The 26,529-nt window shown below is 34.5% G+C and carries 22 protein-coding genes and 4 pseudogenes; 5 read left to right on the top strand and 21 right to left on the bottom strand.

What is annotated here, in order from left to right; translation table 11 throughout:
* Window positions 1–68: 68 nt before the first annotated feature.
* A complete protein-coding gene (locus ORL93_RS16065; protein ID WP_265959211.1) occupies window positions 69–272 on the top strand; it encodes a DUF1657 domain-containing protein in 204 nt (67 codons plus the stop codon).
* 294 nt (window positions 273–566) lie between these two features.
* On the opposite strand, the pseudogene ORL93_RS16060 reads toward ORL93_RS16065, so the two are convergent.
* Window positions 567–689, bottom strand: a pseudogene (locus ORL93_RS16060) (recombinase family protein); the annotation flags it as partial.
* A gap of 317 nt (window positions 690–1,006) precedes the next feature.
* Between ORL93_RS16060 and ORL93_RS16055 the strand changes: the two are divergent.
* The gene (locus ORL93_RS16055) at window positions 1,007–2,680 is read left to right on the top strand and encodes a ribonuclease J (RefSeq protein WP_265959210.1); all 1,674 of its coding nucleotides are present in this window, start codon (window positions 1,007–1,009) and stop codon (window positions 2,678–2,680) included.
* A 330-nt stretch (window positions 2,681–3,010) separates the two neighbouring features.
* Here ORL93_RS16055 and ORL93_RS16050 read toward each other — a convergent pair.
* The 5 genes and pseudogenes from ORL93_RS16050 to ORL93_RS16030 form a co-directional block, all read right to left on the bottom strand.
* Window positions 3,011–3,133, bottom strand: a pseudogene (locus ORL93_RS16050) (recombinase family protein); the annotation flags it as partial.
* A 20-nt stretch (window positions 3,134–3,153) separates the two neighbouring features.
* A complete protein-coding gene (locus tag ORL93_RS16045; RefSeq protein WP_088059590.1) occupies window positions 3,154–3,675 on the bottom strand; it encodes a GrpB family protein in 522 nt (173 codons plus the stop codon).
* A 124-nt stretch (window positions 3,676–3,799) separates the two neighbouring features.
* Window positions 3,800–3,910 (bottom strand): annotated as a pseudogene (locus ORL93_RS16040) (site-specific integrase); the annotation flags it as partial.
* Entirely contained in the window at window positions 3,907–4,377 is a 471-nt protein-coding gene (locus ORL93_RS16035) for an ArpU family phage packaging/lysis transcriptional regulator (protein WP_265959208.1), read from the bottom strand. The gene ORL93_RS16035 and the pseudogene ORL93_RS16040, both read right to left, overlap by 4 nt.
* A 219-nt stretch (window positions 4,378–4,596) precedes the next feature.
* On the bottom strand, window positions 4,597–5,250 hold the full coding sequence (locus ORL93_RS16030) for a DUF6944 family repetitive protein (RefSeq protein WP_070129309.1): 654 nt from the start codon (window positions 5,248–5,250) through the stop codon (window positions 4,597–4,599).
* 2,782 nt (window positions 5,251–8,032) lie between these two features.
* On the opposite strand from ORL93_RS16030, the gene ORL93_RS16025 reads away from it, so the two are divergent.
* On the top strand, window positions 8,033–8,551 hold the full coding sequence (locus ORL93_RS16025) for a PCYCGC motif-containing (lipo)protein (RefSeq protein ID WP_265959206.1): 519 nt from the start codon (window positions 8,033–8,035) through the stop codon (window positions 8,549–8,551).
* A 168-nt stretch (window positions 8,552–8,719) separates the two neighbouring features.
* On the opposite strand, the gene topB is transcribed toward ORL93_RS16025, so the two are convergent.
* The 3 genes from topB to ORL93_RS16010 all read right to left on the bottom strand — a co-directional run bounded on the left by topB (window position 8,720) and on the right by ORL93_RS16010 (window position 12,544).
* Window positions 8,720–10,864 carry a DNA topoisomerase III gene (gene topB, locus ORL93_RS16020; protein WP_006094529.1) on the bottom strand — a complete coding sequence of 715 codons (2,145 nt, stop codon included), beginning with the start codon at window positions 10,862–10,864 and terminating at the stop codon, window positions 8,720–8,722.
* Between the two features lie 426 nt (window positions 10,865–11,290).
* Complete coding sequence (locus ORL93_RS16015; RefSeq protein ID WP_006094528.1) at window positions 11,291–11,449, bottom strand: hypothetical protein; 159 nt, start codon at window positions 11,447–11,449, stop codon at window positions 11,291–11,293.
* A 54-nt stretch (window positions 11,450–11,503) separates the two neighbouring features.
* Window positions 11,504–12,544: a YheC/YheD family endospore coat-associated protein gene (locus ORL93_RS16010; RefSeq protein WP_018781391.1), complete on the bottom strand. Its 1,041-nt coding sequence runs from the start codon at window positions 12,542–12,544 to the stop codon at window positions 11,504–11,506.
* A gap of 197 nt (window positions 12,545–12,741) precedes the next feature.
* Between ORL93_RS16010 and ORL93_RS16005 the strand changes: the two genes are divergently transcribed.
* Complete coding sequence (locus ORL93_RS16005; protein ID WP_265959205.1) at window positions 12,742–13,974, top strand: ATP-grasp domain-containing protein; 1,233 nt, start codon at window positions 12,742–12,744, stop codon at window positions 13,972–13,974.
* A 177-nt stretch (window positions 13,975–14,151) separates the two neighbouring features.
* Here the strand turns inward: ORL93_RS16005 and ORL93_RS16000 are convergent, their stop codons facing one another.
* A complete protein-coding gene (locus ORL93_RS16000; protein WP_003196864.1) occupies window positions 14,152–15,000 on the bottom strand; it encodes a YitT family protein in 849 nt (282 codons plus the stop codon).
* 48 nt (window positions 15,001–15,048) lie between these two features.
* On the bottom strand, window positions 15,049–15,945 hold the full coding sequence (locus tag ORL93_RS15995; RefSeq protein ID WP_006094525.1) for a LysR family transcriptional regulator: 897 nt from the start codon (window positions 15,943–15,945) through the stop codon (window positions 15,049–15,051).
* A gap of 583 nt (window positions 15,946–16,528) precedes the next feature.
* On the opposite strand from ORL93_RS15995, the pseudogene ORL93_RS15990 reads away from it, so the two are divergent.
* A pseudogene (locus ORL93_RS15990) lies at window positions 16,529–16,757 on the top strand (DUF896 domain-containing protein).
* Between the two features lie 133 nt (window positions 16,758–16,890).
* On the opposite strand, the gene ORL93_RS15985 reads toward ORL93_RS15990, so the two are convergent.
* The 10 genes from ORL93_RS15985 to deoC form a co-directional block, all read right to left on the bottom strand.
* Entirely contained in the window at window positions 16,891–17,493 is a 603-nt protein-coding gene (locus ORL93_RS15985) for a nucleotidyltransferase family protein (protein WP_078211539.1), read from the bottom strand.
* A 1-nt stretch (window position 17,494) separates the two neighbouring features.
* A complete protein-coding gene (locus ORL93_RS15980) occupies window positions 17,495–18,445 on the bottom strand; it encodes an XdhC family protein (RefSeq protein ID WP_018781395.1) in 951 nt (316 codons plus the stop codon).
* Entirely contained in the window at window positions 18,445–18,912 is a 468-nt protein-coding gene (locus tag ORL93_RS15975; protein WP_097794119.1) for a (2Fe-2S)-binding protein, read from the bottom strand. The genes ORL93_RS15980 and ORL93_RS15975 overlap by 1 nt, the downstream gene beginning before the upstream one ends.
* A complete protein-coding gene (locus ORL93_RS15970) occupies window positions 18,912–19,748 on the bottom strand; it encodes an FAD binding domain-containing protein (protein WP_098161024.1) in 837 nt (278 codons plus the stop codon). Before ORL93_RS15970 ends, ORL93_RS15975 begins: the two co-directional genes overlap by 1 nt.
* Window positions 19,735–22,086: a xanthine dehydrogenase family protein molybdopterin-binding subunit gene (locus tag ORL93_RS15965; protein ID WP_265959204.1), complete on the bottom strand. Its 2,352-nt coding sequence runs from the start codon at window positions 22,084–22,086 to the stop codon at window positions 19,735–19,737. The genes ORL93_RS15970 and ORL93_RS15965 overlap by 14 nt, the downstream gene beginning before the upstream one ends.
* Before the next feature lie 70 nt (window positions 22,087–22,156).
* Window positions 22,157–22,288 (bottom strand): hypothetical protein, encoded by a 132-nt coding sequence (locus ORL93_RS15960; protein WP_265959203.1) that lies wholly within the window; start codon window positions 22,286–22,288, stop codon window positions 22,157–22,159.
* A gap of 132 nt (window positions 22,289–22,420) precedes the next feature.
* Complete coding sequence (locus tag ORL93_RS15955; protein ID WP_003206815.1) at window positions 22,421–22,816, bottom strand: cytidine deaminase; 396 nt, start codon at window positions 22,814–22,816, stop codon at window positions 22,421–22,423.
* A 38-nt stretch (window positions 22,817–22,854) separates the two neighbouring features.
* On the bottom strand, window positions 22,855–24,156 hold the full coding sequence (locus tag ORL93_RS15950) for a pyrimidine-nucleoside phosphorylase (protein WP_006094518.1): 1,302 nt from the start codon (window positions 24,154–24,156) through the stop codon (window positions 22,855–22,857).
* A gap of 48 nt (window positions 24,157–24,204) precedes the next feature.
* Complete coding sequence (locus tag ORL93_RS15945) at window positions 24,205–25,386, bottom strand: NupC/NupG family nucleoside CNT transporter (protein WP_003196842.1); 1,182 nt, start codon at window positions 25,384–25,386, stop codon at window positions 24,205–24,207.
* Window positions 25,387–25,497: 111 nt separating this feature from the next.
* Window positions 25,498–26,169: a deoxyribose-phosphate aldolase gene (deoC, locus tag ORL93_RS15940; protein WP_265959202.1), complete on the bottom strand. Its 672-nt coding sequence runs from the start codon at window positions 26,167–26,169 to the stop codon at window positions 25,498–25,500.
* Window positions 26,170–26,529: the final 360 nt, after the last annotated feature.

The raw sequence follows: 26,529 nt of genomic DNA, 5'->3' as shown, positions 1-26,529 counted from the left end.
AAAACATATTTTGGTAGAAAATAGCTATTCTAAGTAGTGAATTCATACTTATAAGGAGGTATTTAATTATGACAGTAATTACTAAGCTTAAACAAACTATTTCCGGATTAAAAAGTGCTCAAGCAAGTTTAGAAGGATTTGTTCTTGATACTGACAATCAGCAAGCAAAACAACTGTATCAAAATGCAGCTCAGCAAACACAGACAATTATTGATTCTTTAGACCCACGCATTCAAGAAGTTCAACAAGAAGAACCCCAGTATAATCAATAAAATGGGGTGATTACTAGACTTTTGGCATAAGCAGCATCATGGTTGGATTTATATATCTAGAAAGTATTTATACTTTTTAGGTTAACTGAAAAGAGATGATTCAATGTCATTCTTTTTCTTCAGGTAATAAACCGAGAAACAACAAATTTTCCGTATTTTATAAAACAGTAAGCGAGCTCCAATTTCTTTTTGTTAGCTATTATTAACATTAAAAAAACAACTTTTTTCATATTTAGAGGTAGTACCAGCGTTCCTACAACTGGAGGCACAGTGGCATTTCCAATAGGCAAGATCCTACTTTGCTTCTTCATATTCCTTCATTATTTTATAAAACGTGTTTTTCTTTAGTTCTAACATTTCCATAAACATAACAGCTGTTACTTCTCCACTCTTCCATTTGGAATGAGTTTCTTCCATTTGGAATGAGTTTCTTCTATCAAATAATTGCATGATTGTTGGTACTTACGATCTGTTGGTTAATCCATATATCTAGCAACTAATCCTTGTGCGTGATATTTACTTCTTCCTCTTTAGGAATAGATTAAAAACCTACGTTAATAGCTATGTCGCGATACTTATATTTTAAGCTAATGACATAGTCCAGGATTAAAAGATATGGAGCGTTGAGACTATCATGATCAACGCTTTATAAATGATTGGTCATGAACCTCAATTTAAACATTTCTATATTAATTCGGACATACTTGGGTGTTTTCAAAAAGGAGGTATTCATTTTGAGTACAGTAGAAAATACACTATCTATTTTTGCTTTAGGTGGCGTTAATGAAATAGGAAAAAACATGTATGTAATACAATATTCAGATGACATTGTGATCATTGATTGTGGTTCTAAATTTCCAGATGAAAGTTTATTAGGAATAGATTTGATTATACCTGATATTACATATTTGCAAGAAAATAAGAATAAAATTTGTGGTTTAGTTGTTACACATGGACATGAGGATCATATTGGAGGTATTCCTTATTTTTTAAAACAACTGAATGTACCAATTTATGCAACGAAATTAACTCTAGGATTAATAGAAATTAAATTAAAAGAACATGGGCTTCAAAATCAAACACAGTTGTTTGTTATTGATTCTGATTCGTTAATTGATTTCGGAAAGATAAATCTAACCTTTTTTAAAACCAATCATAGTATTCCTGATTGCCTCGGGATTGCTTTTCATACCCCAGAAGGTACAGTAGTTCATACAGGCGATTTCAAGTTTGATTTGACGCCCGTAAATAATCAATATCCAGACATTCATAAAATGGCCAATATTGGAAGCAAAGGTGTTTTAGCTCTACTCTCTGAAAGCACAAATGCCGAACGGCCTGGATTTACCCCATCGGAACGATCAGTAGGTGAACGGATTGAAGAAGCATTTATCAAGGCTCGTAGAAAAGTTATTATCTCTACTTTTGCTTCTAACGTGAATCGTGTACAACAAATCGTAGATGCCGCTTTAAAAACAGATAGAAAGCTTGCTTTGCTTGGGAGAAGCATGGTAAATGTAGTTTCTGTTGCTTTAGAACAAGGATATTTGAATATTCCTGAAGGAATGTTAATTGAAGCAAGTGAAATCAACCGAATGGATCCCCAAAAAATAGCTATCCTTTGCACTGGTAGTCAAGGTGAACCTATGGCTGCTCTGTCTCGATTAGCCAGTGGAAACTATCGACAAGTTGATATCTTACCTGATGATACTGTTATTTTATCTGCAACTCCCATACCAGGAAATGAGCGTAATGTTTCACGTATTATAGATAACTTATTTCTATTGGGAGCCAATGTTATTTATGGATCAGGAAGTTCAACAGGAATGCATGTTTCTGGACATGCCTATCAAGAGGAATTAAAATTAATGCTTACTTTAATAAAACCCCAATATTTTATTCCTATCCATGGCGAATTTAGAATGTTACATCATCACAGTCAACTAGCAGAGTCCGTTGGTGTTAAAAAAGAGAATATCTATGTTATTGGTAATGGTGATGTTGTCGATATAAAAAATCAGATTGCCAATCAATCTAGACGTATACCTGCCGGGAATGTATATGTAGATGGATTAGGTATTGGAGACGTTGGAAATGCTTTATTACGAGATCGCAAACAACTTTCTGAAGATGGTATGCTTGTGATAGTTATCACTCTTAGTAAAACAGAAGCGAGAATAATTTCTGGACCAGACACGGTTTCTCGTGGATTTGTATATGTTCGTGATTCAGAGGATTTCCTAAAGAAAATTAACCGACTAGTTGTGGAAACTATTAACAATTTACAAAAATTAAATATTAATCAATGGAATGTTCTGAAAAGAGAATTAAGAGAAACACTTGGCCATTTTATATACTCACATACAAAAAGAAAACCAATGATTCTCCCCATAATAATTGAAGTCTAAAGTGCTTATTTTTTGTACTAATTAAGTTTACAGCTTTATCAGGTAGGATCTAAATAAAGTATACTTTTAAAATTTGCAACTTGGGTGTTTTTGTCTATCCCCCGAAAAGGGGGAATAGACTTTATTTTTTATAAAAATTATATGCTATGTCAAAAAGTACACTTTATGAAAGATTTGAAAATTTTTGTTTTTTATTTAAAATACAACTTAATCCTATTTAAATGTGTCAATAAAATTGTATACATTTTTTAAAAAACTTCTTTCACATTTAGAGGTAGTACCAGCGTTCCTACAACTGGGGGCAAAGTAGCACTTCCAATAGGTGAGATGCTACTTTGCTTCTTCATATTCCTTCATTATTTTATAAAACGTGTTTTTCTTTAGTTCTAACATTTCCATGAACATAACAGCTGTTATTTCTCCACTCTTCCATTTGGAATGAGTTTCTTCTATATATATTTACATGATTTTCGTTAGCGGAAGTTAATTTCATTTTTAGCTTTCTGAATAATATCTGTTATAAATGGCGCTTTTTCATTTGTGTATGCGACTCTATCATGATGATGTTTTTCAGCTAATTTTTGTTTTAATTGATAATACTGTTGGAGTGTATCAGGATGGTTTTTCAGATAATCTCTAAATAAGATATTACTGTTCCATTCTTCACTCCCTAGTTCATAAACATGCAAATGATGTGTTCCCGCTCTCCATAATCCCTTTCTAAAAAACCTTCTGTTTGGAAACTCTTTATGAAATACATATTCATATGCAATCTTTTTTAAAGGTTCAATAAACTCATCTACTTCTTTTAAATTATGAACTCCAATCATAATATCTAATATTGGTTTAGCTCCTAATCCTTCAACAGATGTACTTCCAATATGTTCAATTGTAATAGCTTTATCTCCCATTATACCTTTTAGAAGCCTTTGTTCTTCTTTAAATTGTAGTGCCCAATCCGGTGTAAACTCCTCAATAACAACTGGTCTTTCCATATTCCTAATCCCCCTTATGTATTTTGCGCTTGAACATAATATCAAATTTAGATGAGCAAAGCTACTTCAAATCAATAGAATTTTCTTTATGGGGAGATTTTGATTCCTTAGGTTGATGGGCATGTGTATTTATCCCCATTACAAATAAAATATAATCACGTTCATTCTTTTCTTTTAAATATTCTTTAATGTATTGTATTTGCTCTGGATCACGTATTGGTTGAACAAAATTCATTGATCATCCCCTCTGTAGTGCTCTTCTATCTCATATACTTCTAATCTAAGAGCAAACGCTAGTTTATAAAAAGCATTAGATTTATTTCGTCTGTATGTACGTTCACTCATACCAATCTCGTTATAAACCATGTAATCAAAGACTTCTTCATCTTCTAAATATCGCTTTACAATGATGTCTCTTTGATTCTTACTAAAGCGACTTAATGCCTTATCAATTTGAAAAGATAAGCGTTGCAATTTCACTTCTCTTTCACTCATTGCAATATTCGTTAAAGCAACATCTTCAGTTGGCTTGCCTATTATGTTTGTTGGACCGTGATATCTTACCTCACTAGAGGCTGTGACCTTCATCTCGTTTCTAATCATCCCCAATTGTCTGTAAATACGAACATTTTCTAAAATCTCTTCTAAACGAAGCTGTGTTGCTTTTCGATCAATTTTAGGTAAGAAAGTTAATTGCATCATATATATAAACACCCCTTATCTATTTTGTTAATAAAAAACCAAAAAGCGGACACCAAACTACAGAGCAATATCACTAATGCTCTTTATAGTTTGATGTCCGCTGGTTCTTCCAGTAGGACTAAATGTGTAATTGGTATTATTATATCATTTTCTCTTATTTTAGTAACTTTCTTATTAGAAAAGGATTATTTTATTAAAAAGCTCTATTAAACTAATCTATTAATCGTTTCCTTCCAATTCCTCACTCTCTTCACGTATCTGCCCAATTAATGAAATTACAGAACCTACAGCTTGGATCCAACTTCCTACAACATCTATTCTCTGTCCTTCTTCATTTTCATTAGTTTCGCTGTTTACTTGAGTGTCTGTATCTTTCCCCACACCATTTACTTTACCTTCTTTATTGTACTGTTCTTCATCTCTGTTACTTTTTAATTCGTAAATACCTCCTATTGCCTGTAATGAATTCCCTATAGATTGTAATAAGTTTCCTATAATGTTTAAGGATTCATCGTTATCCGAAGTATCATTAAATTCATCTGCTAAAGCTGTAAGTCCGCCTAAAGCCTGTGTCCAATTCCCAGCAATCACTAATTTAATTTGTGTTTCTTCTTTAAAATCAATAACCAATCCAGATATTACAGTTACATTACCAAGTGATTGAATTTCATTCCCAATCTTTTCAAGAGATATTTCCCCTTGACCATCGGCCTCTAAAGCATTACCAACGGCTTGTAATACGTTTCCATATACATTCAAATCTTTTCTTACATTACCGCTTATAAAATGAAAAGGCGTGCTTCCAATAGCGGAAGTAATTGTGCCTATCGCTGCTACCAATGCACCAAATATCTCTTTAAGTTGGTTCTCCATTTATAACCTATCCCAGCATTAAGTAATTACTATAATCCTATTCAATTATCCCTCTCCCTGTTAATAATTTGAAATGCCACTCAGTCTGACAACGTATAATAGCGAATCATTTTAGGAAGTACACCCATATGATATTCATACTAATGAATCTCCATTATAAACCGTATATTCCTTTGAACTTGTTAAAATTACTCACTATTCATCACTACTCTCTTCACATAACGTGAAATGTTCAAAAATCTCATATTGATCAACGAAACATTTTGGGCAGATATACATTTGTATCACCACCTTCTTCTTAATTAAAGTGTTTATTAAGTTTTATTCCCGCATATGTCTCCCGATTCCGTTTATACTACAACTGTAACTAGCCGTTACAAATGATTACTTGTAAACGCTAGTTTCTTTTGTACAACAAACAGTTAGCTAATTAATCTAACTGCTTTGTTGTGCAAAATGAAGTGTTTATTAAGTTCCCTTTCCCGCATAGCATTTCCAAGTCCGTTTATACTATAGCTGTAACTTCAAGTTACATATCATTACTTGTAGGGCCTAATTTCTTTTGTACAACAAGTAGTTAGCTAATTGAGCTAGCTGCTTTGTTTTTTAACCATTTTTATTGGAATACAATTTATATGCATAATTTCTGAAGTGAAATCCATACTATATTTAGGTCTTAGGTATTAACATCTAAAACCCTTATTTCAGCCTTAGACCTATTAAAGCACTCCCCAGTCTTTACTGGGGCAAAGCAGTTAGCTTTTGTTAGCTGCTCTTTTTATTTCACTGTCACCCATTAGATAAACGTTCATATATTATTTTGTGCCACCCTTTCTACTAGGTGATTTCGTCATTTTATTTCCGCATAACCTTCATGAAAGAGCACTGTTCGAAGGTGCTCTTTTTATTCATCCGAATAATCCTCACAATTCTGTACATACTATCCGTAAGCTGCTTTCTTAACAGTGTTTGCAGCCTGGAACCTTTTTTTGATAATGGAGCAGTTAGCTTTTACTAGCTGCTCTTTTGTTTTCACCATTTAAGCAGGGTTTGAATATATTAAATTCTACCTTTCTTTATAACGTGAGCTGGCTACTTACGCTATTTTTACAAAGGGCACTAATTGATAGTGCTCTTTTTACTTTTTCTACAAAATGAAATTTTTATTAGATTCCTTTTTATCCCCGTATAACATTTCCAATTACGTTTATACTATAGCTGTAACTTCAAGTTACATATCTGTACTTGTAAGGCCTAATTTCTTTTGTACAACAAGTGGTTAGCTAATTAAGCTGACTGCTTTGTTTTATCAAATAAAGGTTTGGTCGAGGAGCACCTTTTAAGTTTTCTCTTTTTAAATTCCACTTTAATCTGTTCACGATTTTCTGAGGTGGACATATAATTAACAAGACAAGACATAGTTTATATATAGTGGTGCACAAAAAAATTTGTGCACTATTTTTGTCTCCATAACCTATTGATCGTTGCGATAGGTAAGACTTTGAAGTTATCTCCATCTTTTCCCCCGCTTAACACTGTACGTGCGATTTTCATCGCATACAGCGCCCCATCTTATTCTTCTATACTAAAGCAACTAGATTACAAACAATGTTGTACTCACCAACGTATTAATTCCCCTTTCTTACGAAAGGTCACATCATCTTACTCGATCCTGTGAGTTACATCTAATTGATTTAGTTTTCAAAGAATAAGACTAGAGACTATCCCTCCACATTTATTACATGCTTCTTCGGTACTATGTCCCCACCTTCACAAGAATGAAGCAATTTCGGTTCGTTAGAACCTTATATGCACCTGTCTGCTAGTAGGCGTTGATGACAGTTTCTTGCTTACCACGTTCCGATTGACTTAGCTATTCATATATCCTTAGGCGCTTGCTGTAAGCCTGTTATCTTTACACCCTCATCGTTAGATGTCCCGAATTTCATACTATTTACTCTTACTTTTCGGTAGATAACGTCGTCATTAACGACATACATATTTCTAATGTATTAAACGTTTAGACCCGTACATTCGCAAGTTCGTCAGCCCGTTTGGACATTCTCACCATAGATAGTTTGTAGCACCCCGACCTATCCATTACCATATGATTTATCACTTAGGTTTTGTTCAGCCGACTTCACCTAGCTTCATACAATTTGTGACTACTATCACGCCTTGCATGTAGGAGTATTAGATAAGTAGTTTCAGCTCAACCTGACGGCTTTCATTCCTACTTTCAGTCAATCAGTTGTTGTTATCGAAATTGATAACCCTCCTATTTCGTGTTTACGCACTTATAAGGAAACGTGTCGCGCAAATAGCGTATTTATTAAAAAACTTTCACATTTAAACTAGACAAGCATATGTTATTGTATGGAGACTCTCCAATCATAAGATTCTTACCTTTCTTATCTAAGAGCACGCTTATTTGTGTGCTCTTTTGTATTTGCTATGAAATAACGATTTTGTTTGAAAGGTGTATATTTTTACACGCGATTCATATACTTTAAATAACCTGTTATGTCTTAAACTAATATTTTAGTGTCATTCCACTTTTTTTGAGACAACAAGCCCTCCGGTTGTTGTCTTTTTTCTTTTCTCTATTCAAATAAGGATTTTTTCTGTTTTTTATTTAAAACATATAAATAAAAATGGTGGTAAGTAATTATCTTGATTATTGAATAATTCTTATTCAGGCACCTAAACGAATTAATAAAAAAACAATATGTAAATCGAAGTATTACATATAAAGGAATTTCTACAGAGAGGAGACAGTATGATGTCAAAGATCATACCTGTAGTTTTATTAGTAAGCCTATTAATCGGCTGTAGTTCCGTTAATGATTCATCACCGACTAAGAACAAAAAAACACAAAATCAGTTACAAGGAACAAAAAATAAAGGTGAACATTTTAAAGGCGATACTCTAGAAACAACAGCTAATATAGAAACTCTTCCTTCTTTTTTATCGTCAACCACAAATGGACAAGTCTCTCAAATTTATGGAATGGTAGGAAAAGACACCGAACTCTTACAATGGATTCCTTGTTACTGTGGGTGTGACGAAAACTCCGACCATAAAAGCAATAAAGATTGTTTTATCCGTGAAATTAAAGAGAGCGGTGAAGTTACATGGGAATCGCATGCAATGAGTCAAGCTGCTTGTGTAGATATTGCATTCCAAGCCGTTTTAATGAAACAAAATGGAGCCTCTACTTTAGAAATTCGTGAATATATCGACAAACAATATAAGAAAGAAGGTATAAACGTTACTCCAACACCGATACCGAACTCTTAATTAAACAATCGTAGAAAAAGCATGACATAAATTTGTCATGCTTTTTCTTTTCTATAAATATTTTTTTCAAACCTAACCTGTTACAGAATCTTTTACTCGGGAAAGAACTTTTTTATTTAGTAAAGGACTTTTTTATTCAGTAAAGAACTTTTTTATTTGTTGACACTCTCACTTCTCAAACACAAAATTGATTTTATTCTCTTTCCACTCTAATTTCGCATCAAAAGTTTTATCATTCTTCTTAAAGCCTTTAATTAAATCTGTTTGTTCACCTTTTAATAACTTAGTCATATTCTTTTGTGATATTGTTTTCCCTAATATTTTTTTTGAAATCGTGAAATCACATTGTGTTGTATTATAGTTCGAGCACCCATAAAAAGTTGATTTATCGATTATATCACCATCACATTTTTTACATTTCCCTACTTTTTTACCTGTTGTAAACTTCGATTCTTTACGTTCAATCGATTCAACATGTAATCCAGTAAAGTCCCACTTCTCAGACATTTCAATCGCATCTTCAATAATTTTCGCTGATAGCTTTTTCGTTTGTTCCATAAAGGTTGCTGGAGAAGCTATGCCTTCCCCAATTTCAGCAAGACGCTGCTCCCACTTCGCAGTCATTTCTGGAGAAGCTAAAATTTTATCACCAATTGCGGTAATTAATACTTTTCCTTTATCTGTTGCATACACTTGATTTTTCTTCACATCAATATACTTACGATCTTTCAGCATTGTAATGATGCCTGCACGGGTTGCCTCTGTCCCTAACCCTTCTGTCTTTTTTAATACTTTCTCTAGCTCTTCATTTTCTAAATATTTCCCAGCTGTCTTCATTAGCGTAATAAGCTGCCCTTCTGTATAACGCTTTGGTGGCTGTGTTTTTCCTTCTTTCACTTTCACCGTTACAACTTTCCCTTGTTCGCCTTCTACTACGATTGGAAGAATGGTTTCATCTTCTTTATCATCTTGGAAAATAACTTTGCGCCATCCTTCTTGAATTTGCTGTTTCCCTTTTGAAATAAATTCAGCACGGCTATCAACAAGTGTTGTAATTGTTGTATAGTCAAAGATCGCAACTTCATAATGAGCCGCAATGAGACGCCTTACAATCATATCGTAAATTTTCTTTTCATCGCCAGATAGTTTATTTGGATTTGTCGCTTGTTCTGTTGGAATAATTGCATAGTGATCTGTAACCTTTTTCTCATTCACATATCGCTTATTATTCATAATGGACTCAATCGGCGCTGGTAATAGGTCTTTATATTCCTCAAACTGGCTTAATTTTTGTAAGATGTCAGGGAACGTTGCTGCTTCTCCTTGTGTTACATAGTTAGAATCCGAACGTGGGTAAGACACAATACCTTTTTGATACAATGCTTGTGTAATATCAAGAGTCTTTTTTGGTGAAAACTTAAATGCTTTATTCGCTGTTGCTTGCAGTGATGATAAGTTAAATAAAAACGGTGGTTGAAACTCCTTCCGCTCCGTTTTCATTTCTTTTACTTCAGCCGGTTTATTTTGGCAAAATGCTGCAATTTTATTTGCCATATCAGGGTCTTTTAAACGGGACTCATTATCTTTCTCCCATTTCCCTTCATATTTCTTTCCTTCTATATTAAAAGTTGCAAACACTTCCCAAAACGGCTCTGATTTAAAGTTTTCTATTTCTTTTTCACGTTTCACAATTAAAGCTAATGTCGGCGTCTGTACACGACCAGCCGAAAACACATCATTCATTCCTTTTTTCTTTAGCAAAATACTAAAGACACGCGATGCATTCATCCCAACCACCCAGTCGGCACATGATCGTGTGTATGCTTCATAGTACGTATTGATTGTATCTGCTTCATCAAGTAAATTTTTAAATCCTTGGTAAATCGCTTGCTTCGTTAAGGAGGAGATCCATAGACGTTTCATCGGTTTTTGCACGTTACAAAGATTGATAATATTTCGTACAATTAATTCCCCTTCACGCCCCGCATCGCCTGCATGAATAATTCCCGTCACTTGCGGATTATGTAACAGCTGTTTCACAACATTAAATTGCTTATACTTTGATTTTGTAACTTCAAATTGAAAACGTTCCGGAATCATTGGTAATGTATCGAGTGACCACTTTTTCCACTCAGCGTGATAATGTTCCGGATTACATAACTGCGTCAAATGACCAATTGCCCATGTACAATAAGCTCCATTTGGAAATAACTCATTTGCTTCTACTTCTAAATAGCCGTCTTTTCGGCGATATTTAAATTGAGAAACAAGGGCCAAACCTTGATCTGGTTTCTCGGCTATGATTAATTTCATTTTATAACTCCCTATCTAAATTCCAATGCTACTTTCATTTTATCTCTGTTTTATAAGTGATGAAAAATATCTATCATTTTTATCATTCACAATTTATCCTATATTTTTTAGACCTATAATATTATACGCTTAACCTTCACACCTTCACAATAGGAGACTATATAAACAATAGATTTAATAAAGATATGGAATTCATATAGGATGCGGGAGATCCAAAGAAAAACCATGCAAATAAACCATCTTTTGCGGAGAACCCGTTCCTTTTCCCTTAGATATAAGAACATCCCTTTAGATATTCGAACCTAAAGGGATGAAACCATGCAACTTTTTTACAAACACCGGAGCTTTATTTTAAGCATATTAACTTTATTTTAACTCTACACTAAAATTTGTTTTTGCATGCCCCCTATTTATATATATTTTTCCTTAAAAACAAAAAAATAGTGTATATCGTTGATCATTGTTTTGAATAGGGACTCCAATACTGTTCAATACCATATTATCAAAAAAGCTAGTAGCAAATAAACGATTGGGATATGTTGCAATCCCATTGTATAGATTGCCATGTAGTACATTCTCAATCATCTCTTCACTAATATTGATTTTTTTAAAAGCATCACCCTACCGTTTCCCTTGTTTTTATCCTCTATTTTGTTTGTATTTATTGGCTAAATATCTAGCATAGTGAATCGTGTTTCTAACTACATCTAATTCAAGATTAAATATACTAGGTGCACCTGGTCTCCAATTCACTTCAAACAGCCACAATTTTTGGTCCGCATCAATTCCAACATCAATTCCTAATTCATCAAATGATACACTGTCATATAAAGAATCAAAATGGTTAACAAAGCTTACTGCAAACCGCTCCAAATACCTTTGAATATTGTACCAGTTGTCATCAAACTCTGTTTTTAAAAAAATTTCTAGATACGTGCTATAACCACCACTACCCATATTTGATACAATGCTTCCCAATGGACCTATCCTTGGAAAAATTGAAGTAATGACCCATTTTCCTTCTCCGTTTCTTTGAACATGCAGCCTGAAATCATAAACATGACCAGTTTTCATTTGACATGAAATAAATTGTTGAACTAGGTAATCTTGTTCTTGTATTTTATGAGATATAAAGTCTAACAATTGTTTTTCATTAATAGATGAGACTTGCCCTGCCTCATTCATTTTGTAATGCTCTACCCCATATTTTTCAATAAAAACGATGCCCCCACCTTGATGCCCAGACATCGGTTTGATAATAACTTTTTTATAGCGCTTAATCATGTCAAAAAACTTGCTAGCATCAGTTAATTCATAAAAAGGAATAAGATATTGTTCAAACTCTTTTGCTTTTTTAATTCTGTTATATACACTTAATTTATCTCCAATCGAATGACTTGTGAATGGAATCCTATCGTATAGATAATCAAAGATTTTCTCAGTTTTATCACTAACAGGAGCGCTTGCATTATAAATGACATCGGGAAAAGAAAATTCTTTTTCAATCCACTCGCCGTTTTCATAGATTTTTCCTAAAATCGTTTGATTTTCTATTTTTACTTTCCCTGGGGTAAAGTAAAAGAAGTTGACACCTTCAGCTTTTGCTACAGCGGCACAAGCATATGCTCTTCTTACGTTTCTTGGATCTTCTCGATGATGCAGCATACCAATTATAGTCATATTGGTTCCCTTCCCCTCTTTCTAAAGTTCTTTTTCAACATACAGATCAAATTCAACTTATATATATTCATATCATTTCCACATTTAACCAATTTTCAAAAGATTAAGAACAACCTTTGTCCCATTTTTATATTCTATTTATATAGATAACAGAGCTTATTTTATAAAAACAAGTAAAGATAGGGTGGGGTAAGATTATGAATACTATTGTTTTTATTGAAACAAATAAATCTGGATCGAGTAGGGAAGCAATTAAAGCAGCAGAGAAACTTAATTTCTTTACGGTTTTGTTAACAGACCAAAAAAGATTTCTTGAAGAACGAAGTGAATTTCCGGATGTACATCAGATGATATTTACCGATATAAATGATTATGATAATTTAATTACAGTAATCCACAATCTAAAAAAAACAGGGAAAAATATAAAAGGAATTTTTAGTTTTATTGATTATTTTGTTTATGTCGCTGCATGTTTGTCTGAGAAGTTCTGTAAAAGTATGGTATCTACTGACGCAATTTATCATATGGAAAATAAAATATTGACCCGTAACGTGCTTAAGAATTTACCGATTTCACTCAATTATTTAATTTACAAACCAATAAAATCCTTATCATCTTTTCTTAAAACTGTAGAGATGAAATTTCCTCTTGTCGTTAAATCCCCTGAATCAGCAGGATCAAAAGATGTATTGTTGGCAAAGGATAGAGATCAATTAATTTCATCTATGCAAACCCTTTTAAAAAAACGACCTAATGAAGAAATTCTACTTGAAGAATATGTAGATGGACCTCAGTACTTAGTTGAAGTTTTAGTTCACAATAAAAAGGTTCATATTATTGCAGTGATTGAACAAGAAATTACATTTTTTGAACGTTTTATCGTCACTGGTTATTCTTTGTTAGGACAATTAGACACTAAACTACATTATAGTCTTCTTAACGCTATTCATTCTGTTGTACATGCTTTTGATATAAAAAATGGTGCTTGTCACCTGGAGCTCCGCAGAGTAAATGGTATTTGGAAGTTAATTGAGATAAACCCAAGGATATCAGGCGGAGCTATGAATCGTATGATTGAAGTTGGACATGGAATCAACTTAGTACAGGAAACGATTCAGTTAATGTTAGGAAATAAACCTTCACTGAATAAAAAACATTATAAATATGTGTATACGCACTACTTAACAGTCGCTTATAGAGGGAAATTAATTCGAGTTACAGGAAAAAAGCGTAGCTCTAAATATCCTGGTGTAGAAGAAGTATATATAAAACCTAAAAAGGGAAGTATCCTAAAACCTCCTAAATCAATGGGGGATCGGTGCGGCTACGTTTTAGCAGCATCATTTTCTAAACAAGAAGCTAAAAGAATAGCTTTAGAAGCAGCTAAAGAAATTTCTTTTGACATTGAACCAATGAATACAACAGCATAGATTATACTGCATTCAAACGATACTCAAAAAAAAAAAAACGAAACCCTTATATATTATAGTGTTTCGTTTTTTTTATCGTATTTGTTATGACGTTGTTTCTTAAAACTATAAACTAATGATTATTTTTTTACCTCCTTAAACAAAAAGCTGGTCCTCAAAATTTGAAGACCAGCTTTTTTAACTCGCTTTAAAACCACCACCTAATACATCACGCACATCGTGAATGACAACGAATGCATTTTCATCTTTTTGACTCACGACTTTCTTTAATTGAATGAGCTCTTGTTTATTGATGACAACATATAATACTTCTTTGTTATTTCCTGTGTAACCACCTTTCCCATCTAGTACTGTTACACCTCGTGTCATACTCTTCATAATGGATTCTCTGATCATGTCTGGATAGTTTGAAATAATTGTTACAGCAGTCTTTGTATTCAATCCTTCTACAATAAAATCAATAACCTTTGCACCGATAAATACCGCTACCAGCGTATACATCGCTTTTTCCTGCCCAATAATAAATACTGAACCTGCAATAACGACGATATCAATAATTAATACACCTTTTCCAACACTCCAACCTAAATATTGGTTTGCTAATTGTGCTATGATTGCAGATCCACCTGATGTACCACCTGCACGGAACATAAATCCTAAACCAACACCAACGAAAACACCCGCAAATAGAGCTGCTAACAATGTATCATGATTTACCGGAGTCGCTATATCTTCTGTGATATATAAAAAGAAAGATGAAGAGACAATACCAAGTATTGTATACACCATTGTCTTTCTATCAAAAAACTTATACCCAATTGCAAGTAATACTGCATTTATTAAAAGGTTTACAGTACCTGGTGACCATTCAAACAAATAATATGTAATAACTGTAAGCCCAATAACTCCACCTTCAGATAACCGATTTGGAATAGCAAAAAAGTTAATCCCAATCGCAAACAATAATGATCCTATTACGACAAGCGCTACTTCTTTCACTCTTTCATTTATTACTCTTTCATTCATTACTTTTCCCCCAATATATAGTTTCCAGCCTACTTTCAGATCAGAGAATCAAGCGAATTCTTTCCATTTCTCTGCATGCTTTTCTATCATTTCAATTAATTTCTTCATTGCAGGAGTTAACCATTTGCTTTTATGATATGCCAATTCCGTTGTAACGAAATCTTTACTATACGTCCATGGTAGTACACTTAGCTTGCCTTGCTCGATTTCTTCCTTTACCGTTATAAACGGTAAATAAGATATCCCTAGCCCACACATAACGGTTTGCTTAATCGCTTCAATACTCCAAAAATGAATATGAGAACAATTAATACCATCTTCTTTAATCCGTCTTTCTAACAAATCTCGGTAACTCCCTGGCTCTGTAAGCAACAACATTTCTCCCTCTAAATCAGCAGGACTAACGCTCACCTTTTTTGTTAGTGGATGTTTGGGCGGAGCAATAAGCACAATCTTCTCTTGAACAAGAGAATGAGTAACAATGTCTGTACCTAGTTGCTCCGGATGTGTAAATAAAGCGAAATCAAATTTTCCTGATTTTAGCTCATTGTGCAATTCTTGACTCTCTGATGGTTGTAAAATGATATGTACTTGCGGATACTTCCTTTTAAATTCATATAAAACAGCAGGTAATCGATAAATCATTAAAGACTCATTCGCTCCAATGCGTATTGTCCCTGAAAATTTCCCGTTCATTTGAGATGATTCCAATGCTTCATTTGATAATTCCAATATTTTATGCGCATAAGAAAGCATATGCTCCCCTACATCAGTTAAAATTACCTTTTTTCCAAGACGATCAAATAATGGATTTCCAATCTCTTCTTCTAATGATCGAATATGATTAGTAATTGTCGATTGCGTATACCCAAGTTGTTCTCCAGCCCGTGTAAAGCCACCGCTTTCCGCTACAATAATAAAAGTTTTCAAATGGCGCAGCTCCATACTTACTCCTCCTGTTGTACGATCATTCTTTTGTTTTATATAAAGCTAAAATATAATTTTCGGATGTTTTTCTTGTTATAACCATATCTTCATAATAATGAAAAAGTTAATATGTAGGTTACATAGTTTTCTCTTACGCAGAAATGCAGTCCATTGTTCACCGAGACACCAATAAAAATAATCATTCTCATGAAATTAGTTGGTTTTAGTAACAATCTCATATATTTTCTATTCTGCGAGCTTGAGCGATTCCCTAAAAAATCATTGATTAACTATCTAAACGACTTATTAAATCGAACGATTTATGCACAAATAGCATTCCGAAAAGAAGGACAATTAAATAGCTGTTCCTGTGCACTCACCTAATCGCTATTATATATTTAGAATGCAAATAAATAAAATGAATTATTTTAATAGAAATCATTTATAAAAATGATGGATAAACCTAATGTAATCTAGTTAGACACCTTTTTTAAAAAAGGAGTGTCTTTTTCATTTACAACTATTGACATAATCAAAAAGAAATATCAAAATCATTATAAATTAGTGAGTTACTAATTTATAGTTAAAAGAGGTGAACAAAATGAAAAATATATTATTTCGCATTAATGAATTAGCAAAAAAAGAAAAAGCTTCCGGACTAAAAAACTGAAAACCAGGAACAACAAATGTTAAGACAACACTATATGACAGAATTTCGCGGAAGTTTAGATTCCATTTTATTAAATACAACGATTGTAGATCCTAACGGGGAGAACGTTACTCCACTTGCTTTACAGCATGCACAAAATCGTATGAACCTTACAAATTGAGATCCAAAATCGATTCAAACGACCAATTTTACAAAATAATATCAACGTAAAAAGAGCCAAATTTCTATATCGAGAAATTCCGGCTCTTTTTGACATAGTTTTATGTCTACTACATTGTAATTCAAACACCATATCAATCCGCATATTTTTGTTTCACCTGTTGATATTTTTCCCATGTATCGATATCAAAAAATATTTTGTCATTTTGAGACAACAATGAAATTCCATTTATCGTAGGCTTCATAAAAATTGCACGTGCTCCTTCATCCCCTTTCAACGCTTTAAAAAACGGAAACACTTTCTTTGTAAATAAAACAGGAGGTTGCCTTACTCCCCTATAACTCGCTGCTACAAAATGAATGTTTTTATTTTGTTCATAGCAATCCATTATCTTATTAATAAATTCAGCTGTAACGAATGGTTGATCCGCCAAAAGAACAACCACTGCATCTACATTTATTTTTTTCGCCATTTTAACACCACACTGAAGAGAATATGACTGTCCCTTATCAGCGTTTGGACAAGAAAGAATATACACATTTTCACGGCACATCCTCTTTAATATCCACGTGGGGTCATTTGTAACAACAATAATATGAGAGAGCCTTGAAGAAAATGCCGCTTGTAACGCTATGTTTCCAAGTGGTTTCCCCTGTAATGGTAAGTATAATTTATTTATTCCTGGCCCCATCCTTCGACTGTTTCCAGCAGCTAAATATATCCCTGCAATCTTTATTTTACTTCCCCCTTAATTCTTGGATGATTTCAGCTATGATACTAATCGCTATTTCAGTTGGCCCTTTTCCACCAATTGCAAGCCCTACCGGAGAATGAATATTTTTTGGTATCGCCTTTCCTTCTAATAGACGAGCAGTGCGGTGACGTGGACCTAAAATACCAATATAGCGAACACATTGTTTCAATAAAAGTTCAACCAATTGCTGATCGCGTTGAAAATGGTGAGTCATAATCACAACAAAATCTTCTTCTCTTAATAGAAGTCGTGGTACAATCTCTTTCGGAAACCCATTCATACAAACATCTGCACTCGGAAAATGTAAAGAATTACATAACGATTCACGCCAATCACAAACTGTTACAAAAAAGTTTACTTCTTTTGCAAACCGAACAAGAGGTTTCGCATCCTCCCCCGCTCCAAAAATAAAGAGTCGTGGCTTTGGTACAAAGTGTTGATAAAACCATTTACCGTATAAACCATGTAAGGAATGAGTTGAAAATAAAGCTTCTTCATTCCCAAACGTGTCACCATTCTCACTTACAAACAAAGTCTGTAATGAAGAAAGGTTCTTTATCATTCGAACTGAAATACCCTTCTTAAGATATTCATATAGTGTTTGCAAAAAAGCTTTGTACTCCTCATCTATATGCTCAACTAATATACGAATGATACCGTTACATCCCATTCCCCAAGATAAATCATCTTCTGCTTTTGTATTAAACTGATGGATAGACCAAGTTTGATTCTCTATTACTTCAGCTGCATAAACAGAAACCTCTTCTTCTAAACAACCTGCACTTAACATTCCGACCTTCGTTCCATCTTCACCAAAAAGCATGATTGTTCCTTCTTTACAATATGCAGATCCTTCTACGTGAATAATCGTCGCTAAAGCACATCGTTGTTCACAAGATAGTAGTGCTTCTAGTACAGTATGAACAGAAGTCATCATTGATGCTCCCGTTGTTTTTGTAAGACAGATTTCACAGCTTCTTCAATCTCTTGGTAACTTGTACACCGGCAAATATTAGAACTTAGCCATTCTTCAATAACTGTATCATCCACATCTATTTTTTGTGTCACGAGCGCATGGCAATTCATGATAAACCCAGACGTACAATACCCACATTGAAAAGCCCATTTATCTTCAAAAGCTTGCTGAATAGGCGTTTCCCGTAAGCCTTCAATCGTTGTAATCCGCTTACCAATCGCTTCCACAGCTAACATAATACAAGACTTAATGGGTATTCCTTCAACAAGAACTGTACAAGCACCGCAATCACCGTTTTCACATCCCGGCTTAGCTCCTGTTAGATCGAGTTGATGTCGTAATGTATATAATAGCGTATCTGCCATTCTGACAATCACTTCTCTACCTTCCCCATTTACATGAAGAATAAATTGCCCCTTTCCCATTATTTCACCCCTTCCAGCTTCATCAGCACATCATAAAGCACATGTTGCAAAACAAACATACGATAAGCACGCGAACCTCGTATATCATCTAATATAGGTGCGGGAATATGAAGAAGGGCGCGCTCAATTCTCTTCCTTACTGGAATATCCCAATCGTTTAACACTGCCTCCATTGCGAGCGACCGAAATGGAAAGGCACACAATCCACTAAATGCAATTCGAATGTTTTCATCACTTTTTAACGCAGCAACTGTTACAAGTGGGTAATCAATTTTCTCTAATTGCCTTTTTTTTACACTGTAATAAGATGATTCTATATATTTTTGATCGGTGATAATTTGTATGAGAAACTCACCTTTTTGCAATTGTAACTTCTCAATAAACGCTTGCTGTGCCTTGATATACTTTACACCTTCTTTTCCTGCAATAACAAATGTACTATCAGCTAGTAAAAAAGGGAGTACTGCTTCTCTATATATAATTTTCCCTGCAATATTGCCACCAAGCGTAATTTTATTTCTTGCTGTGTGATCTGCAGCTCTTCCGGCAGTCTCTCCAAGAAGGGGGAATACTTTTTCCTCTTGAACTTGTGTTAATGTTAATGTAGCTCCAAGAATAAGCTTTTGGTTATTCCATGCACAAATATTACCTTCGGGAATATCTTTCAAGTCAATGACCGCTTTCGCAATTATTTGTTGCAAACGCCCCATTGTAATAATTTCAGTGCCTCCTCCATAATAAATAGGCTTTTTTCCCTCTTTATCCAGCTGATGAAATAATCGGATTGCTTCTTCGATACAATTCGGACGATAATATTCAAAGTCAAATGGTATCATATACACCATTCTCCTCCGCTTGTTTTACTTTCCAAATCAATTCAGGATTAATAGGTAATTGACGAAGTGAAATACTAGCCGCAATAGATAACGCATTCGCTAAAGCAGCTGGCATGCCGATAATTCCATGCTCACCAAGCCCTCTAGACCCAAATGCAGCTTGATCATGCGGTACTTCTACAAATTCAGCAATGTATTTTGGGTGTTGCCCATAATGCATCACTTTATAAGAACGAAACTGATTATTAAGAACTCTCCCATACAAGTCATAGTGAAATGTTTCTCTCGTCGCAAAACTTAATCCCATACTCATAGCCCCTATAATTTGTGTTTCTGCTCCTTTTCTATTTAAAATCCTTCCAGCATCTGCAACCGTTACTGCTTTAATTAATTTATACGTATATAATTGTGAATCAAATTCAACCTCTATTGCCTGTGCTCCCACTCCCCACTCTGGTCCTTGTTGCCCTTTTCCTGTTTCATAGTCAATCTTTGTTATTCCTTTAAAGATATATGTACCTCTTCCGATTATTTGCGCCCCTGCCACATTCCCACTCGAATCAACATATCCAAAAACAATTTTTGAAAATGGTACGTAAACATCTGGATTTGTTTTTACATATACAGTCTTATTTGCAATTGTTAATTCACCTGCTGGTATTCCAAGTACATTAGCCGCCGTATCTAGTAACTGCTTCATTACATCTTCCGTCGCTTTTACAACTGCATTTCCAACGAGATGTGTCGTTCGACTGGCAGCTGTTTTCCAATGTTTTGGCGCTATTTGTGTATTGACTTCCATCATAATAGATACATCTTTAATATTCATATTCATTTTTTCTGCAACCATTTGTGTTAAAGTTGTTTTCGTTCCTTGTCCAATTTCCACTGCACCACAATTGACATTTACACTCCCATCACCATTAAAGGTTATAGTCGCACCCGCTCCAGCATTATTTGGTGTAGTCGAATTTTTCCAAAAGCAACTAATTCCTTTTGCCCGTATCCTCCCATTTGGTAAAACAATACGATTCCCTTCTTCCCAACTAATAAGCGATTTTAACTTTTGTAAACACGCCCGAATATCCCCCGTATTACTTTTTGTGACTAATACTTGTGTTGGTGTTGTATCTCCTCGCTCAATTGTATTTTTCATACGAAACTCAAGCGGACATATATTTACTTTTTTTGCTAATATATCTATCATTCTTTCAATTACAAATGTATACTCGGCATGACTAAATCCACGAAACGATGTCGCATATGGATGATTCGTGTACATACAAAGCGAATCACACGATACATACTGAATTGAGTATGGACCTGTACAGTCTAATCCGGCCGCTTTACTCATGGTCACTGCCCGATCAGCATACGCACCGCCATCAAATAAATATAAAATCTCTGCAGCTTGCAATGTCCCATTCTTTGTACATCCAAGCTTTACTTTTGCTTGTAAACCAATATGAACAGGCGATGTTACAAAATCTTCTTCCCTACTATTCCGCAGGGTAACACGCCTCCCACCCACTGCTTTAGAAGCAAGATACACTAAATACTCAAGTTGTACCGTTGTTTTTCCACCATACGCCCCTCCAACTAAAGGCACATGTACAATTATTTTTTCCTCATCAATTTGAAACGTCTTACTAAGCAATCTTTTAATTTCAAAAGGGGCTTGCGAAGTAGAATGAATAATAACCTCTCCATTTGGCTTAATTTCTCCTTTCGCACATCGAGTCTCCATTGCAGTATGATCAGATTGCCGAAAAGAAAACGTTTCCTCTACAACAACTTCACTATTTACAAACCCTTCTCGAATATCTCCCTTACGAATTTTCGTTCTATTTGCAATGTTTGTATGCGCTTCTGGATATACTTCTTCTTCCAATTCATATTGTTCTATATTTTCATGTACGAGTATATCCCTTTCTAAATAGGCTTGCAGCGGGGCGTGAACTACAGGCAGTTTCTTATATATAACACGTATTTGTGCTGTTGCGTGTTTAGCAATCGCTTCGCTATCCGCTACGACAAGTGCAATAGGCTCACCAAAATACCGAACTTTTTCGTAGGCTAACGGGGGACGATCTACAATACTGGAACCGACCAGAACGGGATAATCTGCGCCTGTTATTACAGCATGAACACCAGGGATTTCCTCAGCTCTCCTTATATCAATACTTTCAATAAAAGCATGCGCATACACACTTGTTAAGAGTTTTGCGTATAAAGTACCTATCTCAATCTCGTCATCCACATATTTTGCTCTACCCGTTACTTTATCCGCACCTTCTTTTCGTTTAATACTTTTTCCAATAATGTGATACGGTTTCATTTTAGCCCTCCCTTCCTTCTACTCTTCTACCAACCTTATTCGTAGCCACCCTCATTTAGTACGGAACTCTTTATAGATGCACAATACCATTAGAGAGAACTTCACCTAACCTTGTGGACAGTTTACGAGTTTGAAATAGATAAGAAGCAGACAGAAAGAGTAATCCTGCAAAACGGTCGATCCATCCCCAGCAAATTCCCATTCAAATAGAAAAATGGCTTTCATGAACAGAATTTCAATGGTTATATAAATAAAAACATATTCTTCACACAAAAAAAGAAGCTCTCCCAACATATAAATTTTAGGACAGCTTCTTTCTTATATTCATTTGAAATTAGATTAAATCCTCAATCGAAAATGCACCCGGTAACAATTGTTCAACCGTTACTTCTTTTTCATCGCCTTTTAGATTTGTTAATAACACTGGCATTTTAGGATCGCAAAACTCTGCAATGACTTGTCTACAAGCTCCGCATGGTGAAATAGGTCCATCTGTTTTACCTGTAATTACTAAATAACTAAAATCACGTTCCCCTTCTGATACTGCTTTAAATATAGCCGTTCTTTCAGCACAATTACATAGACCATAAGAAGCATTTTCTATATTACAACCTGTATAGATCTTACCTTCTTTCGTAACCAACGCTGCACCAACAGGAAATTTAGAATATGGAATATAAGCTTTTTCTAACATCTTCGTTGCTTCTTCAATGTATCTTTTTTTATCCATGTTATTTCCTCCTCAGAGTAAATTAATCCTATGAACCATTAATCAGTTATAATTGTATGAATTAAGTTAGGAGTTTCAGCCTTTTCTGATACAGAAATGTTTTCATAAATTTTAGCTTTTACATCTTCCACGTTTTCACGATTCGCGTAAATCGTAACAAGTGGTTCCCCTTCTTTTACAGCTTCACCAACTTTTTTACGTAGCATTAAGCCAACAGCTAAATCAATTTCATCTTCTTTTGTTGCACGACCTGCTCCTAGAAGCATGGCAGCAATACCTATTTCATCTGCCACAATGTTAGAGACTACACCTGAAGTTTTAGCAGGTACATCAATTACATATTTAGCTTGTGGTAACTTTTCTGGATGATCTACAATTGAGCTATCTCCACCTTGATTACTCAAGAACTCCTTGAACTTCTCAATTGCTTTTCCATTTTTCATAACTTCTTTTAGCATTTCACGTGCTTCTTCTAACGTATTCGCTTTTTTCCCAAGTACAACCATTTGACTACCTAATACAAGTACTAATTCCGTTAAATCTTCTGGACCTTCCCCTTTTAATGTATCAATCGCTTCTTGTACTTCAAGAGCATTACCAATTGCAAAGCCAAGAGGTTGTGACATGTCTGAAATAACAGCCATTGTTTGACGTCCAACATTATTTCCGATTCGTACCATTGCGTGTGCTAATTCTTTCGCATCCTCTTCTGTTTTCATGAATGCACCAGCACCTGTCTTAACATCAAGAACAATCGCATCAGCACCAGCCGCAATCTTTTTACTCATAATCGAACTTGCGATTAACGGAATTGAATTCACTGTTCCAGTAACATCACGTAGTGCATATATTTTTTTATCGGCAGGCGTTAAATTTCCTGTTTGTCCAATAATTGCAACCTTGTCACGGTTCACTAATTCGATGAATTGCTCTTTCGTAATTTCAACATGGAAGCCTTCTACTGCTTCTAATTTATCAATTGTACCACCCGTATGACCTAAACCTCGACCAGACATTTTTGCAACTGGTACATCTAAAGCAGCTACTAATGGTCCTAACACTAATGTTGTTGTATCACCAACACCACCAGTTGAATGTTTATCTACTTTAACTCCTTCAATCTCAGATAAATCAATTGTTTCTCCAGAATGCACCATAGCCATCGTTAAATCGGCACGTTCACGGTCAGACATGTCTTTGAAAAAGATAGCCATTGCCAGTGCACTTACTTGGTAATCAGGTATTGATCCATCTGTATACCCTTTGATAAAGAATTGAATCTCCTCTGTTGTTAATTCTTTACCATCACGTTTTTTCGCGATAATATCTACCATTCTCATCTGAATCACCAATCCTTTTTATTTTTTATTCGTCTAGCTCTTAAATTCTTAATATATTAAACCAACTATTGTTGCTGATAAAAAGCTTACTAAAGTTGCACCAAAGAGTAATTTCAAACCAAATCTTGCTACTACATTCCCTTGTTTTTCGTTCAAACTTTTAACAGCACCGGCGATAATTCCAATTGAAGAGAAGTTTGCGAATGAAACAAGGAACACTGATATGATTGCTGTTGTTCTGCCTGAAAAATTAAAGTTCCCTTGTGCTAAATTTGTCATGGCTACAAATTCATTTGATACAAGTTTCGTTGCCATGATGTTACCTGCGTTAACAGCTTCATGCCAAGGGACACCTATAATAAAAGCAAATGGCGCAAATACATAGCCAAGGATTTCTTGGAATGAGATACCAATTACCCCTTTAAAAATTGCATTAATAAAAGCAATTAAAGCAACAAATCCAATTAACATAGCCGCTACTGTAATAGCAACTTTAAAGCCATCAATTATATACTCCCCTAATACTTCGAAAAAGGTCTTTTTCTCTTCCTCTTGTACTTCTAACATATCTTCTTCTTCAGTAACCTCGTAAGGGTTAATGATAGAAGCAATAATAAATCCACCAAACAAGTTAAGTACTAAAGCGGTTACAACATACTGCGGTTTTAATAAAACCATGTATGATCCAACAATCGACATAGAAACTGTTGACATTGCAGATGCACACAATGTATATAATCTTCTTTCTGATAGTAGACCTAGCTGCTTCTTAACTGAAATAAAAACTTCTGATTGTCCTAAAATGGCTGAAGCTACAGCGTTATACGATTCAAGTTTCCCCATTCCATTTATTTTACTTAAAGCTAAACCAATGTATTTCACAATAAATGGCAATACCTTAATGTGTTGCAGGATACCAATTAAAGCTGATATGAAAACAATTGGCATTAATACCCCTAAAAAGAATGAAAATTCTTTTTGATTTGCTAAACCACCAAATACAAAATTAACACCATCACCAGCATACTTTAACAATTGTCCAAAACCATCTGCAATCCCAGCAATTAACACGTTCCCGATGCTTGTATTTAATAGTAAGAAACCTAAAATAAACTGAAGCACAATCATCGTTATAATAGGGCGATATTTCACTTTTCTTCTATTATTACTAGCAAGCCATGCAATGCCTAACACAATGATCAAGCCTATGATACCGATTACATATTTCATAAAATTCCCCCTCCTTTTCCGTATCCGCTTACATATTTATCAAGTGTTAAAGTAATAGATACACCATGCTCCTTGCAGTTTGTGTATCTATTACTTACAACGTTTTATGAATTAGTAGTTATCTGAAGCACCATTTTTGTCATCTAATACGATTGCAACACTAGCGCTTGCTCCGATTCTAGAAGCTCCCGCTTCAATCATTTTCTCTGCATCTTCTCTTGTACGAACACCACCAGATGCTTTCACACCAACATTTTCTCCAACAGTTTTACGCATTAATGCGATATCTTCAGCAGTCGCTCCACCAGTTGAGAATCCAGTTGAAGTTTTTACAAAGTCAGCTCCAGCTTTTACAGATAATTCACAAGCACGTACTTTTTCTTCATCTGTTAATAAGCATGTTTCAATAATAACTTTTACAAGTGCTTTTCCTTTTGCAGCTTGTACAACTTCGTAAATATCTTTTTCAACGAATTCATTATCGCCATCTTTTAAAGCGCCAACGTTGATTACCATGTCAACTTCAGTTGCACCTTTTGCAATTACATCTTTTGTTTCAAATACTTTTGTTTCAGTTGTATTCGCACCTAAAGGGAAACCAATAACTGTACAAACATCTACATCATGTCCTACTAATTCTTCGGCTGCTAATTTCACCCATGTAGGATTAATACAAACAGAAGCGAAATTGTATTTTTTTGCTTCTTCTAAAACTTTCATAACGTCTTCTGTTTTAGTATCCGGTTTCAAAACTGTATGATCAATTAACTTTGCAATGTTCATTTTCTTCACTCCTCATATCTTTTAACAACTTCATTCTAACTCCACTCTGAACAAATGTAAACACACTTTTGAAATTATGTTCAATATTTTTTTGAGATAGCGAACTAAGTTTTTAAAATTGACACAAAAAAGGGGATACCCTATTAACAGCTCCCTCATAAAACACAGTATTTATTCATTTATAAAGTGAAATTTTAATCAGTGAAGGGGCTTCACCCCTCACTGATTATCAGCCCTCACCAATCCGACTTTTACGGGATTAAAAAATTCCTTTCACAAATCTCTTATACAAACCATTATTTCATCATGAATTTTTTACTGAAAAACTCAGATATTGCACAACCACATACTAAAAGAAGG

The sequence above is a fragment of the Bacillus sp. DHT2 genome, from assembly GCF_026241455.1.
In the GTDB taxonomy this organism is placed as follows: Bacteria; Bacillota; Bacilli; order Bacillales; family Bacillaceae_G; genus Bacillus_A; species Bacillus_A pseudomycoides.
Note: the sequence above shows the minus strand (reverse complement) of the source record. Positions and strands in the feature narration are given on the sequence as shown.

Coding starts and splice junctions, on each gene's coding strand:
- ORL93_RS16065 (WP_265959211.1), top strand. CDS start 69: ATGACAGTAATTACTAAGCTTAAACAAACTATTTCCGGATTAAAAAGT.
- ORL93_RS16045 (WP_088059590.1), bottom strand. CDS start 3,675: ATGGAAAGACCAGTTGTTATTGAGGAGTTTACACCGGATTGGGCACTA.
- ORL93_RS16035 (WP_265959208.1), bottom strand. CDS start 4,377: ATGATGCAATTAACTTTCTTACCTAAAATTGATCGAAAAGCAACACAG.
- ORL93_RS16030 (WP_070129309.1), bottom strand. CDS start 5,250: ATGGAGAACCAACTTAAAGAGATATTTGGTGCATTGGTAGCAGCGATA.
- ORL93_RS16025 (WP_265959206.1), top strand. CDS start 8,033: ATGTCAAAGATCATACCTGTAGTTTTATTAGTAAGCCTATTAATCGGC.
- topB (WP_006094529.1), bottom strand. CDS start 10,864: ATGAAATTAATCATAGCCGAGAAACCAGATCAAGGTTTGGCCCTTGTT.
- ORL93_RS16015 (WP_006094528.1), bottom strand. CDS start 11,449: ATGATTGAGAATGTACTACATGGCAATCTATACAATGGGATTGCAACA.
- ORL93_RS16010 (WP_018781391.1), bottom strand. CDS start 12,544: ATGACTATAATTGGTATGCTGCATCATCGAGAAGATCCAAGAAACGTA.
- ORL93_RS16005 (WP_265959205.1), top strand. CDS start 12,742: ATGAATACTATTGTTTTTATTGAAACAAATAAATCTGGATCGAGTAGG.
- ORL93_RS16000 (WP_003196864.1), bottom strand. CDS start 15,000: ATGAATGAAAGAGTAATAAATGAAAGAGTGAAAGAAGTAGCGCTTGTC.
- ORL93_RS15995 (WP_006094525.1), bottom strand. CDS start 15,945: ATGGAGCTGCGCCATTTGAAAACTTTTATTATTGTAGCGGAAAGCGGT.
- ORL93_RS15980 (WP_018781395.1), bottom strand. CDS start 18,445: ATGACTTCTGTTCATACTGTACTAGAAGCACTACTATCTTGTGAACAA.
- ORL93_RS15975 (WP_097794119.1), bottom strand. CDS start 18,912: ATGGGAAAGGGGCAATTTATTCTTCATGTAAATGGGGAAGGTAGAGAA.
- ORL93_RS15970 (WP_098161024.1), bottom strand. CDS start 19,748: ATGATACCATTTGACTTTGAATATTATCGTCCGAATTGTATCGAAGAA.
- ORL93_RS15965 (WP_265959204.1), bottom strand. CDS start 22,086: ATGAAACCGTATCACATTATTGGAAAAAGTATTAAACGAAAAGAAGGT.
- ORL93_RS15960 (WP_265959203.1), bottom strand. CDS start 22,288: ATGGGAATTTGCTGGGGATGGATCGACCGTTTTGCAGGATTACTCTTT.
- ORL93_RS15955 (WP_003206815.1), bottom strand. CDS start 22,816: ATGGATAAAAAAAGATACATTGAAGAAGCAACGAAGATGTTAGAAAAA.
- ORL93_RS15950 (WP_006094518.1), bottom strand. CDS start 24,156: ATGAGAATGGTAGATATTATCGCGAAAAAACGTGATGGTAAAGAATTA.
- ORL93_RS15945 (WP_003196842.1), bottom strand. CDS start 25,386: ATGAAATATGTAATCGGTATCATAGGCTTGATCATTGTGTTAGGCATT.
- deoC (WP_265959202.1), bottom strand. CDS start 26,169: ATGAACATTGCAAAGTTAATTGATCATACAGTTTTGAAACCGGATACT.